The organism is Kribbella sancticallisti (assembly GCF_039530625.1).
In the GTDB taxonomy this organism is placed as follows: domain Bacteria; phylum Actinomycetota; class Actinomycetes; order Propionibacteriales; family Kribbellaceae; genus Kribbella; species Kribbella sancticallisti.
This window is the reverse complement of the sequence record NZ_BAAAOS010000018.1, coordinates 576041-588053: the sequence shown is the minus strand read 5'-3', so window position 1 is coordinate 588053 and position 12013 is coordinate 576041. Positions and strand designations below refer to the sequence as shown.

General features: G+C 68.9%; 11 protein-coding genes. 5 read left to right on the top strand and 6 right to left on the bottom strand.

The window, feature by feature from the left end:
* Positions 1-3 precede the first annotated feature (3 nt).
* Both ABD255_RS13090 and ABD255_RS13085 read right to left on the bottom strand, forming a co-directional pair.
* Complete coding sequence (locus ABD255_RS13090) at positions 4-1143, bottom strand: MFS transporter (RefSeq protein WP_344213381.1); 1140 nt, start codon at positions 1141-1143, stop codon at positions 4-6.
* A 175-nt stretch (positions 1144-1318) separates the two neighbouring features.
* Positions 1319-1723, bottom strand: a complete 405-nt coding sequence (locus ABD255_RS13085) for an HIT family protein (protein ID WP_344213379.1) — start codon at positions 1721-1723, stop codon at positions 1319-1321.
* Between the two features lie 49 nt (positions 1724-1772).
* On the opposite strand from ABD255_RS13085, the gene ABD255_RS13080 reads away from it, so the two are divergent.
* The 3 genes from ABD255_RS13080 to ABD255_RS13070 are packed head-to-tail and all read left to right on the top strand — an operon-like array spanning position 1773 to position 4335.
* Complete coding sequence (locus ABD255_RS13080) at positions 1773-2222, top strand: hypothetical protein (RefSeq protein WP_344213377.1); 450 nt, start codon at positions 1773-1775, stop codon at positions 2220-2222.
* Positions 2219-3094, top strand: coding sequence for a tetratricopeptide repeat protein (locus ABD255_RS13075; protein WP_344213375.1), 876 nt, complete (start codon positions 2219-2221; stop codon positions 3092-3094). Before ABD255_RS13080 ends, ABD255_RS13075 begins: the two co-directional genes overlap by 4 nt.
* Entirely contained in the window at positions 3091-4335 is a 1245-nt protein-coding gene (locus ABD255_RS13070; RefSeq protein WP_344213373.1) for an AAA family ATPase, read from the top strand. Before ABD255_RS13075 ends, ABD255_RS13070 begins: the two co-directional genes overlap by 4 nt.
* Before the next feature lie 10 nt (positions 4336-4345).
* Here ABD255_RS13070 and ABD255_RS13065 read toward each other — a convergent pair whose 3' ends face one another.
* Together ABD255_RS13065 and ABD255_RS13060 are read right to left on the bottom strand one after the other, a co-directional pair.
* Complete coding sequence (locus tag ABD255_RS13065; protein ID WP_344213371.1) at positions 4346-6481, bottom strand: elongation factor G-like protein EF-G2; 2136 nt, start codon at positions 6479-6481, stop codon at positions 4346-4348.
* Positions 6482-6548: 67 nt separating this feature from the next.
* Positions 6549-7628: a coiled-coil domain-containing protein gene (locus ABD255_RS13060; RefSeq protein ID WP_344213369.1), complete on the bottom strand. Its 1080-nt coding sequence runs from the start codon at positions 7626-7628 to the stop codon at positions 6549-6551.
* 149 nt (positions 7629-7777) lie between these two features.
* On the opposite strand from ABD255_RS13060, the gene ABD255_RS13055 reads away from it, so the two are divergent.
* Both ABD255_RS13055 and ABD255_RS13050 read left to right on the top strand, forming a co-directional pair.
* Positions 7778-9004 carry a tyrosine-type recombinase/integrase gene (locus tag ABD255_RS13055; RefSeq protein WP_344213367.1) on the top strand — a complete coding sequence of 409 codons (1227 nt, stop codon included), beginning with the start codon at positions 7778-7780 and terminating at the stop codon, positions 9002-9004.
* A gap of 40 nt (positions 9005-9044) precedes the next feature.
* A complete protein-coding gene (locus tag ABD255_RS13050) occupies positions 9045-10931 on the top strand; it encodes a DUF2207 domain-containing protein (RefSeq protein ID WP_344213365.1) in 1887 nt (628 codons plus the stop codon).
* Positions 10932-10997: 66 nt separating this feature from the next.
* On the opposite strand, the gene ABD255_RS13045 is transcribed toward ABD255_RS13050, so the two are convergent.
* Positions 10998-11525, bottom strand: a complete 528-nt coding sequence (locus tag ABD255_RS13045; RefSeq protein WP_344213363.1) for a ferritin — start codon at positions 11523-11525, stop codon at positions 10998-11000.
* A 63-nt stretch (positions 11526-11588) separates the two neighbouring features.
* Entirely contained in the window at positions 11589-12011 is a 423-nt protein-coding gene (locus ABD255_RS13040) for a hypothetical protein (RefSeq protein WP_344213360.1), read from the bottom strand.
* Between the last annotated feature and the right edge of the window lie 2 nt (positions 12012-12013).

Here is a 12013-nt window from a genome sequence, read left to right as displayed (position 1 = left end):
TCGTCATGACCGGACCGGCCGGACCACGACCCACACCAGCGCGGCGCCCGCCAGAAGCGCCATGGCCGTGATCATCCACCCGGAGGTATAGACCCCGGACTGCTTGGTGAGAGCTCCGAAGCCGAGCGCGAACGGCAGGAACACCAACCACGACACCGCACTGATGCCGGAGGCGACGCCGGTCCGGATCGTCGAGGGAACCGCGTCGTGCATCAGGCGGCTGACGTGGATCCCCGCGACGACCACGAGCAGCGTGAGGATGACCATCGCGACGGTCAGCGCCAGGAGGTTGTGGCTGGTGGTCATGGTCAGACAGGCGAGCAGCATCGTCACCGCGACGGCCACCGCCGCGATCGGCTTGTGCAGCCTCAGCCTCCCGGCGAGCAGACCGCCGAGACCGAGGGTGGACACCATCGCCGCCCAGAACGGGCCGTAGAGCACGGCCGAGGCGGAGAGCGCGATCAGCCACAATGGCCCGAACTCGAAGACTCCCTGCAGGATCACGGCGGCGGTGATCGAGGCCGCGGCGATCGGAATCAGCCTGCCGCGGTGCACGATCGCGCTGACAGTGATCTTGAAGTGCTGCCGCAGGGGCACCCGGTCGCCGGCCTGGTGCAGCCGCGGCTCGCGGAACCGGGTCAGCACGAGCACCGAGACGACGATGAACGGCAGTGTGATCCAGTACGTGAGCCGGGTGGAGGTGGCGCCCGCGATCCAGCCGCCGGCCAGGGCGCTGAGCACGAGGGCCAGGCTCTCGATCAGCCGGACCCGGCCGACCTGGTGCTCGTACGCGTCGCTGCCGCCGGTCTCCTCGAGCACGGTGTCGTAGACGATCGCCTCGATCGTTCCGGAGTACATCGCGAAGTAGATGCCGAGGATGAGCGCGGCCACGATGTACGTGATCACGTTCTGGCTGAGCGCACCGACCAGTACGGCGAGCAGCATCGCGACGCAGGCGAGGCCGAGCACCCCGCGCCGAGACCACCGATCGGCCAGCACTCCGGAGAGCACCTCGGCCAGTGGCACCAGCCCGGCGTACGCGGCGGCCATCACGCCGATCGTGGCGGCGTCGAAGCCGATCTCGGTCATGAAGAGCTTCTCGATCGGCACCCAGAACCCGAGGCCCTGCAAGAAGACAGCCACTTGCAGAGGAAGCAGGCGCCGGGCTAGAGCACGTCTTTGCGGCTCTCTTGACCCAGTGGCCCCAGGAACAGCGCAGGTTGCTTCAAGTGCGGCCATGTCGACCCCAGGTGCTCTCGGCGAAGGTCCTTTCGCCGATTCAGTGTCATGAGCACCCGCGGGCGTTACGCGGTACGGGTCAGCGAAGTTCCGCGGCGGTGGCGGTGATGCTGTCGGAGTCGCCCGAGGTCGGGTGCCAGGGGAGCTTCAGCGGGTCGTCCTTGTAGCGGGGGATGACGTGCAGGTGGGTGTGGAAGACGGACTGCCAGGCATCGGCGCCGATGCAGCTGAGAAGGTTCGCGCCGTCCGCCTCCAGGCGGTCCATCACGCGGCTCACCAGGGACTGGGCGAGCAGGGTGGCGGCGGTCAGGTCCTCCGCCGCGGCCTCGCGCAGATCGGTCGAGTGCTCGCGGGGAACCACCAGCAGATGCCCGCGGGTCGCGGGGTTGATGTCCATGAAGGCGATCGCCCGGTCGTTCTCGGCGATCTGCTGGGACGGGATGGTGCCGGCCACGATCCCGCAGAAGAGGCAGTTCTCGGTCATCGGCCCAGGTTAAACTGCGCGGGCCTGACCTGATCGGAGAGGGATCCCCATGCCGGACGAGTTGCTGCGCCCCACCATCGGCGCCGACGTCGACCTGTCCGCCCGACCCTGGCGGCTGACGTCGCAGGCGTACGTCGCGTTCTTCGGCGGCGTGATCGCCACGACGCTGATCGCGTTCCTGAACGCCCGGCGCCTCGGAGTCGCCGCCTCCAAGCGGCGGCTGATCCTGGCTCTCGGTGGCGCCGGCCTGGTGGCGGAAGCAATCGTGCTGGTCCTGCTGACGGACGACCTGACGGCGACTTCCGGCGTCCGGGTGGCGATCCGGGTGGTGGCGGTGGCGACCTGCCTGGCCCAGGTGCGGATCCAGCAGCCGATGGACCGGGCGTTCCAGTTGCGGAACGCGGACTACGGGTCGCTGTGGAGTCCGGGGATCGCCGCGGTGATCGGTTGTGGCTTTCTCGAGATTGTCCTGCTAGCGATTGTGGCGGTGTGGCTGTGACTGAACCGGCAGAGGCCAGACTCCAGATGGCCGGCCACTGGCTGCAGATCGGCCATCCCGAGCGGACGCTCGACGAGCTGAAAGGCCTGTGGGGCGATGCGGCCGTGGACTATCGCGCCTTCTTGTTCCGGGGCGCGGCGCTGCACTCGCTGGACCGAAACATGGAGGCGGCGGACGTACTGCGGGACGGCTTGGCCCGCTACGGCCCGAACGTTCCGATGTTCCAGGTCCTCGGCTCGGCACTCCGGGCCGCCGGCGAGTTGACCGATGCGGAGACGGCGTACCTGAACGGGCTGAGCCTCGACCCGAACGACCCGGACCTGCTGCTCGGTTACGCGATGGTCTGCCTGGCGGCCGGGCAGACCGAGAAGGCCAGTGCTCTGGTGGAACGCGCCGCCTCGCACGCCCCGGAGAGCGCCGCGGTGTCGTCGGCCCGGGCGCAGATCGCCTTCGCGCAGGGCCGGCACAAGGACATGCGCAAGCACAGCGAGAAAGCGCTCTCGATCGACCCCGAGGATCCCGGCGCGCGGGCCCTGCACGGCACCGCGTCCTTCTTCACCGGCGATCCGCGCACGGGATACCGCTCGCTCGCGTCCGCCGCGGCCTCGAACCCGAACGACCACGACCTGCGCGAGGCGGCCCGGGCGGCGAAGCTGATCAATCACCCGCTGCTCCGCCCACTGCGGCCGATGCAGCGGTTCAACCCGCTGGTGGTGTGGATCGGCGCGGTCGCGGTCATCTACGGACTGCGTGCTGTCGGTCTCGGCCCGCTGTCGACGGTGGTGGCGTTCGGCTGGTTGGGGTTCTGTGTCTACTCGTGGGTCGCGCCGCCGCTGGTGCACCGCATGATCAACCGGAAGTGGGGCGCATGACGAACGACCGGATCTCCGCACTGCGAAAGGCAGTCGAGGCCAGCCCGGACGACGTGCTGCTTCGGCTGGTGCTGGCCGAGACCCTCGTCTCAGCCGCGGAGACCGAGGCCGCGCTCGACCAGTACGTCGTACTGCTCGATCAGCGGGGTCTCCCCGATGACCAACTGGTCGTCGTCGGCGAACTGGCGGCGGCGAACGGCCGGCTCGCGCTGGTCCGGAGTTGCCTCGAGGCGGCTCGGCAGGCCGGGGTCGTCGAGGGCACCGGGCGGCTGCAGCAACTCGTGGACGAGATGATCACCGCGCGCAGCGGCGTCAAGGTCAAGATCGGGCCCGAGGACGAGGCCGGCTTCGACAGCGACGCGCCGAAGGAGACGACGACCTTCGACCAGGTCGGCGGGATGGAGGAGATCAAGCGGGTCATCCACCGGATGGTGATCCTGCCGCTCAGCCGCCCGGAGCTCTACCAGAGGTACGGGCGGAAGTCCGGTGGCGGAGTACTGCTCTACGGCCCGCCTGGGTGTGGCAAGACGCTGCTCGCGCGGGCTACCGCGGGGGAGTGCGGCCTGCCGTTCGTCAACGTCCGGATCGAGGACGTGATGGACCCGTACCTCGGCGTCTCCGAGCGGAACCTGCACGCCGCGTTCGAGCGGGCCCGGGCGAACGCGCCGTGCGTGCTCTTCCTCGACGAACTCGACGCGCTGGCGTTCGCCCGGCACAAGCACGGCGGCTCGGAGTCACGCCGACTGGTCGACGTACTGCTGCAGGAACTGGACGCGATCGGCTCAGAGAACGAGGGCCTACTGGTTCTGGCGGCGACGAACGCGCCCTGGGACGTCGACGAGGCGATGCTGCGGCCGGGGCGTTTCGACCGGGTGATCTTCGTGCCGCCGCCGGACGAGGCCGCCCGCGCGGACATTCTGTCGGTGGTGCTGAAGGAGATCCCGTCGGCCGGCTTGGATCTGAAATCGCTGGCCGCCCAGACCGCGATGTTCAGCGGCGCCGACCTGCGCGCACTGGTCGAACGCGGCGTCGACAAGGTCATCGACGAGGCTCTCGCGACCGGCGGCGAGCCACCGTTGTCGATGCAGCACCTCTCCGGTGCGTTGACAGCGTTGAGGCCATCCACGCTGGACTGGCTCCATCGGGTTCGCTCGTACATCGAGTTCGCCAACCAGTCCGAGCGCTATGACGACGTCGCCAGTTACCTCCAGTCCAAAGAGATCCGCCGCCGTCTGAGCTGAGGTCGTCCGCTCAGGCCGTCGACTTCACCCGGGCCGCGGCGGAGTCCGGCATCGCCTCGTAGCGGGCGAAGCTTCGGGTGAACGACGCGGCGCCGTGGGACAGCGACCTCAGGTCGATGGCGTAGCGGGTGATCTCCACCTGCGGGACTTCGGCCTTCACCAGGGTGCGGCTCTCGCCGACGCGTTCGGTGCCGAGCAGGCGGCCGCGTCGGCCCGACAGGTCGCTCATCACCGCGCCGACCAGATCGTCGGGGACGAGCACCGACACCAGGTCGACCGGCTCGAGCAGGTTGACCTTGGTCGCGGAGGCCGCCTCGCGCAGGGCGAGACCACCGGCCATCTGGAACGCCATGTCCGACGAGTCGACGCTGTGCGCCTTGCCGTCCAGCAGCGTCACCCGGATGTTGACCATCGGATACCCCGCGCCGACGCCCTTCTCCATCTGCGCGCGCACGCCCTTCTCCACACTCGGGATGAACTGGCGCGGCACCGATCCGCCGACCACCTTGTCGACGAACTCGAACTCGTTGCCCTCGGGCAGCGGCTCCACCTCGATGTCGCAGACGGCGTACTGGCCGTGGCCGCCGGACTGCTTCACGTGCCGGCCGTGGCCCTTCGCCTTGCCGCCGAAGGTCTCGCGCAGCGGTACGCGGAGTTCCACGGTGTCCACCGTCACGCCGTACCGGTTGGCGAGCGCGTCGAGCACGACGTCGGAGTGCGCCTCGCCCATGCACCACAAGACGATCTGGTGCGTCTCCGGATTCTGCTCGATCCGCAGCGTCGGGTCCTCCGCGGCGAGCCGCTGCAGACCGACCGACAGCTTGTCCTCATCCGTCTTCGCATGAGCCTGTACTGCGATCGGCAGCAACGGCTCGGGCATCGTCCACGGCTTCAGCAGCAGCGGTTCCGTCTTGTCTGACAACGTGTCGCCCGTCTCGGCCCGGGTGAGTCGCCCGATCGCGCAGAGGTCACCCGCCACCACGGTCGACGCGGGTCGCTGTTGCCGGCCCAGCGGGAACGACAGGGTGCCGATGCGTTCGTCCTCGTCGTGGTCCGCGTGGCTGTTGGCCTCGCCGAAGAAGGACGTGAAATGGCCCGACACGTGAACCGTCGTGTCGGGCCTGATGGTGCCGGAGAACACCCGCACCAGGCTGACCCTGCCGACGTACGGGTCCGACGTCGTCTTCACCACCTCTGCCAGCAGCGGCCCGGCCGGGTCGCAGGCGAGCTTGCCCCGCGGTACGCCGTGTGGCGTGAACACCTCGGGCAGCGGGTGCTCCAGCGGCGACGGGAATCCGCTCGTCGCGACCTCGAGCAACTCGTGGGTGCCGACCCCGGTGCCACTGCAGACCGGGATCACCGGGAAGAACGATCCACGCGCGACCGCCTTCTCCAGGTCCTCGATCAGCACCGCCTGGTCGATCTCCTCGCCGCCGAGATAGCGCTCCATCAGCGACTCGTCCTCGGACTCCTCGATGATCCCCTCGATCAGCGTTCCGCGGAGTTCCTCGACCTGGTCGGCGTACTGCTCGTCCGGCGCGTGCGTGCTGCGCTTGCCGTCCTTGTACTCGTACTGCGTCTGCGAGAGCAGCCCCACCAGCCCATCACCAGCGGGCAGGTAGAGCGGCAGTACCTTGTCGCCGAACGCGGCCTGCGCGGAAGAGAGCACGTTGTCGTAGTTCGCCCGGGCGTGGTCGAGCTTGGTGACCACGACGGCGCGCGGCATCCCGACCTGGTCGCACTCCTGCCACAGCGCCTTGGTCGGCTCGTCGACGCCCTCGTTCGCGGAGATGACGAAGAGCGCGCAGTCCGCCGCGCGCAGCCCGGCGCGGAGTTCACCCACGAAGTCGGCGTAGCCGGGGGTGTCGATCAGGTTGACCTTGATGCCGTCGTGGGGGAGCGGCGCGAGTGCCAGCCCCACCGAACGTTGCTGCCGGATCTCCGCGTCGTCGCAGTCGCACACGGTCGTACCGTCGACGACGGACCCCGGTCTGGACAGCACACCCGACGCGACCAGCAAGGCCTCGACCAGCGTGGTCTTGCCGGCGCCCGAAGGCCCGACCAGCACCACATTACGAATGGCAGCCGGGCTCTCCGCGACCGGAGCAGCACCAGCGCCCTGGGAAGTATTCGTCTTGTCTGCCATGACGTTCCTCCTGGTCAACCCACCATTCCCCTAACCGCCCGCTCAGCACAACCCCTAGTTGGGTGGGTCAGGTGGTCGAGAGAGGAGCAAGTGCGCTGACAACTGCCTTGAGGTCGTCGGGGTGGAGTCGGTGGGTGCGCTCCCGCTCGGCGGTTAGCTCGGCGCGGAGTACTTCGGCCTGAGCCCCGCGCTGGCGCTCGGCGGTCAGCTCGGCGCGGAGTACCTCGATCTCGGCCCGCAACGCGGTCTCCGCCTGATGGGCTTGGGCGAGCGCTAGCTCGTTGGCAGCCGCGATCCTGCGGTTCTCTTCCACGGCAGCTATCAGTTCCCGCACACGTTCCTCGCCAGCCTTCTCCGCGTCAGCGGTCCGCTCCTCGGCGGCGGCGATTGCTGCAGCAGCCTCCGCTCTGACGGCAAGCACGGCCTCCCGCCCCTCCTGCACGGCAGCTTGGACTGCCTCCTCGCCTTTTCGTTCGGCGGTGGCGACGGCTTGGCGGGCTGCTTGTTCTGCTTTGAGCAGCAGGTCGCGGGTGTGTTGTTCGACGGCTGTCGCGCGGTCGGCCTCGCGAGCGGCCTGTACTTCGGCTGCCGCGCGGGCGTCGAGCGCATCCTGTGCTTGCTGACGGGCCGCTCCAAGAGCCTCGGTGGCGTCGAGTGCCTGACGGGCTGCGGCTGATGCCCGATCGATAGCCTCTGCACGTTCCTTGGCAGCTCGCTCGGCGGCCGCGATGCTCTGCCGAGTTCTCTGCTCGGCACTCTCGCGAGCCTCCTCCGCAGCCAGGCGTGCTCGCTCTGCCTCGGCGACCTGTCCATGTGCCGCATCCACGGCAGCCACAGCCGCCGTCTCAACCTCATCGAGCCGCGCAGTCACGGCGGCCAGCGCCGCGGTCAACTCATCCACCGGCCCACGGATGTTGTCCAGGTGCTCACGAAGCCGCTCAGCGTCCAGCCGGAACGTGGTGCTCCCCGCGTCCAGCCCGAGCGCTCCCAGAGCTTCCCGCTCCGCTCGCGCCATCTGGGAGCAGGTCCGCCCGCCTTCCCAGCGCGTTTCCCGGCAGAAACTCCTCGGCCGGCCGCCCTGCATCCCCGGCGCCGGGAGCTCAGCCCGGCACTTGCTGTATCCGCACCGCGCAGTGTCCGATTCCATGCCCGTGAGCGTAGATGTATCCGGTTTCAAAACCCGGAAACCGGTTCGGCGTTTCTAAAATCTCATAAGAAGCCCACGAAACCTGTGTTTCGTTGGCGCGATCGGCGCGGCGCCGGACGTTGGCCGGGCGAGCGCGAGAAGATCGGCGAATGTCGAGCGAATCCGACCCGTTGGCTGTCTTCGAGGCGCTGCGAGCCGAACTGGACGGCCGGCGGACGCCCGCACGATTGCCTGCGGGGGAGGAGATCGCCTGGCCGGGTGTTGAGGAGCCGGCTGAGTTGCAGGCGCAGATCGCCGACTGGCTGAGCCAGTACGCCAACGCCGGCACCCGACGCACGTACGCCTACGCCCTCGGCCTCCCGCCCAGCTGGGTGGACGCCCTGGACCGGATGGGCGGGGCCGGCGAGACCGGCGGGTCGGCTGGAGCAGGCGGCGGGCGGCCGCCTCGGGGCGTGGGGGTGCTGCACCAGTTGGCGTGGTTCAGGTGGTGTGCGGCGCGGGGGATGGATCCGCGTGCCGCGACCGGGCGCGAAGTGAAGGTCTGGCTACATCAACTTGAAGCAGCCGGAGCGGAGAAGCGGACCAGACAGCGAATGCTCTCAACCCTCTCGGCGTTCTACGGCCACCTGACCGAAACCGGCGTAGTCCCCGCCAACCCAGCAGCACTCAACCGCGCCCGCCTAGGCCTCGGTCGCACCTCGAGAGACGCCTCGCCGACGATCAGGCTGACAGCAGGTCAACTACGCGCACTCCTAGACGCAGCAGCCGAGCTGCCCAATCGCACCCGCCACCGCTTCCTCTACGCGCGCAGAGCCGTCGCAATAGTCGCCCTGCTCACCCTCGGCCTCCGCGTCTCCGAGCTAGTAGGACTAGACCGCGACAGCCTCGTCGTTTCCGGCGGCGAGCCCATGCTGCGAGTCCTCGGCAAGGGCGGCGTCCACCGCGAGGTCTACCTGACCGACCTGGCCGCCACAGCGCTCACCGACTACCTAGCCGAGCGAGACACCGCCGCGCAGGCAACAGCCCCCGCGTTACGAGGCCGAACCAGCGCCAACCGAACACCCCTCATCGCCACCCGCGAAGGAACGCGCTGCTCCCGGTTCGATATCAACACGTTGCTCCGGCGGATCGCAGTACAGGCTGGTCCGGCGCTGGACGACGTGGCCGACCGCATCCATCCGCACGCGCTCAGGCACGCCTACGTGACGATCGCGCTCGAGCAGGACGCCCGGATCCAGCACGTCCAGGCCGACGTCGGCCACGCCACCATCTCCACCACCCAGTACTACGACCGCGGCCGCCGCACCCGCGAGACCACCGCCGCCGACCTGGTGGCGGCGGCCATCCGGGCGGCGGGCGCCAACAGTTCGGACTGACTTCCGCCTCGCGGACCCCAATGCTGGGTACTGTCCGGACATGCGTAGGGGAATCTTCACCGCGATCGTCTCGGCCGTCGCAGGTCTGGTGCTGGCCGGTTTCGCGACTGCGGCGCCCGCCTCGGCGACGCCGGCGGACGTCGGCGACATCGTCACGAACTTCCAGATCGACTACGAGGTGACGACCGACGGTGTGCTCAAGGTCAAGGAGACCATCGCCTACCACTTCGGCAGCTCCGGCCGGCACGGCATCTACCGGAACCTGATCACCCGCGAGGTCTACAAGGACGACCAGTCCAAGGACCAGAAGTACGAGATCTCGAACATCAAGGTGGACAGCCAGAACGCGCCCGACGAGTTCAGCACCACCACGGTGAAGTCGAACAGCCAGCGCGACCAGAGCATCCAGATCAAGATCGGATCCCCCGACGAGACGATCCGGGGCACCGAGGCGACCTACGTGATCACGTACGACGTCCGCGGCGCGCTGCGGCACTTCGACGATCACAGCGAGCTGTACTGGGATGCCACCGGCAGCGAGTGGGACGCGGTACTGGCCCGGGTCGCCGTCAACGTCACCGTTCCCCAGGGGGTTCAGCAAACCGCCTGCTTCATCCGCGGCACGAACCCCTGCGACCAGAGTTCGGTCTCCGGCGATCGCGGCGTCTTCACCCAGAGCAACCTCGAAGACGATGAGGAACTCACCATCGTCGCCGGGATCAAAGCGGGTGCGGTCAGCAACGACACTCCGATCGTCGTCGACGCGCCGGGCGCGCTGGAGCGTGCCGGGGTCACGATCCCGGGGCTGGTCGGCTCCGGCCTGGTCACTGTCGGCGCCCTGATCGCCGCCGTGCTCTACAGCCGCAACGGCAACCGCGACCTGCGCTTCGCCGGGATGCCGCCCGGCACCTTCCCGCCGGACGGGATGGGCGCCCAGCCGATCAAGGACGACCTCACGGAGGACCAGATCCCGGTCGCGTTCTCGCCGCCGCGGATCCCGGTCGCCGAGGGCGGTCTGCTGATCGACGCGAAGGCGAACACGACCGAGACCGCGGCGACGCTGATCGACCTGGCCGTCCGCGGTGGCGTCCGGATCGACAACTCCGGCGCCGAGCAGAAGGCCGTACTGCTCAACCCCGCGGTCGCGACGGTCCCGCACGAGCAGGTCCTGATGCAGGGCTTGTTCCCCTCGCTGCAGCCCGGCTCCGAGATCGTGCTGGAGCGCCGCCCGACGGGTGACACGTCGATGCGGCAGGCGCACGACGCGATGGTCAGGCAGCTTCGTGAGCAGATCAGGCAGCGCGGCTGGTACGTACGGATGCCGCGCGCAGGCGGCGGTTCCAGCTTCACCAGCGGCTTCAAGCTGGCCTGCCTGGGCATCATCGGCTTCTGGGTCTTCGGCGCAGGCATAGCCGGTACTGCGATCGGCGCGGCCACGGGTGGTCTCGGTCGCGCGGCCATCGTCATCATCCCGGTGGTCGCCGTGCTGGTGGCGATCGGAATCTGGATCGGCAAGCGGGCCCGGGGGATCCGCAATCCCGCCGGCCGCGCGGTGACGGATCAGCTGATCGGCTTCCGCACCTACCTGGCCACGGCCGAGGCGGACCAGCTCCGCTTCGAGGAGGGCGAGGACATCTTCAGCAAGTACTTGCCCTGGGCAATCACGTTCGGCCTGGCGGACCGCTGGCAGCGGCTGTGCGCCGAGCTCGTCGCGGCCGGCCGGATCCCGCCGGATCCCTACTGGTACTACGGTCCCTCGTACTACACCTCGGGCTTCGCCGCCGGCAGCATCAGCCAGACGGTCGCCAACACCTTCGACCCGCCGCCGGCCCCGGCTGGCAGCGGTGGCGGGGGCGGCAGTTCCTCAGGCTTCAGCGGTGGTTCCTCCGGCGGCGGTGGAGGTGGCGGAGGCGGCGGCTCCTGGTAGGGCACCCCCGCTGGGGCCGCCGCGCGCATCGCGGCGGCCCGGAGCACTACGCCTTCGATACTGCGGTCAGACGCTGCCGCCGGCGATGGCCGGGGCGGTCGGGTCCGAGCCCGTGTCGCCGACGACCTCGCGGGCGAGGAAGTCCTCGAGGTGGAACAGGTTGTCACCGGCCCGCTTCGCGACGTTGACCAGTGTCGTCATCGCGGAGACCTCCTCGACCTGCTCCTTGAGGAACCACTGCATGAACTGCTCGCCGATGTAGTCGCCGTCGTCGCGCGCGGTGCGGGCCAGCGTCTCGATCTGCTTGGTGACCGTGATCTCCTGCTGCAGCGCGAGTTCGAGCGGCTCCAGCGCGGAGTCGAAGTCGTTCACCACCTCGCCGCTGCCCGGGATGTGCGGACGGATGTCCTTGTCGAGCAGGTACCGCACCATCATCATCGCGTGGTTGCGCTCTTCCAGGGACTGCTTGTAGAAGTGCGCCGCGAGCTGCGGAAGGTCCTGGTCGTCGAACCAGACAGCCACTGCCGTGTACTGCTGTGACGCCGTGAATTCGTTACGGATCTGTTCTTGAAGGAGTTTCGCGTACGTGCTCATGTACGCCAATGTAGTGCTCCGGCACCCGATTCTCACGGTTGGCCAGGCTGCCCTAACGGCGTGTCAGGCGCCGCCGCGCAGATGCGACCGGATCGCAGGTAGGTTGCCCAGCGGCGCGAAGTAGCCGCTGATCCCGTGGTCGAAGGTGATCGCCGCGATACCCTCCCGCAGCCAGACCGGCACCTGGGCGACGGCGTCGTCCGGTGCCAGCGCGAGCACCAGGACCTCGGTGTCGGCCGGGCTCAGACCGTTCTCGATCGCGAACCGGCGGGCCCGTTGGGCGGACGTGAACGCCATCAGGAACGGCTGCTCCTGGTGCACGCCGACGAACGGCTGCGGGTTGTCCGGTTCGCCGCGCTGGACGAACCACCAGCGCTCCAGGGCGAACGTCGCGGCCCACAACTTCTCCTGGTTCGCGGTGCTGGGATCGGTCGCCACCGCCTGGGCCAGGGCGTCGGTGACACCGGGCTCGATCGCTTCGGTCATGT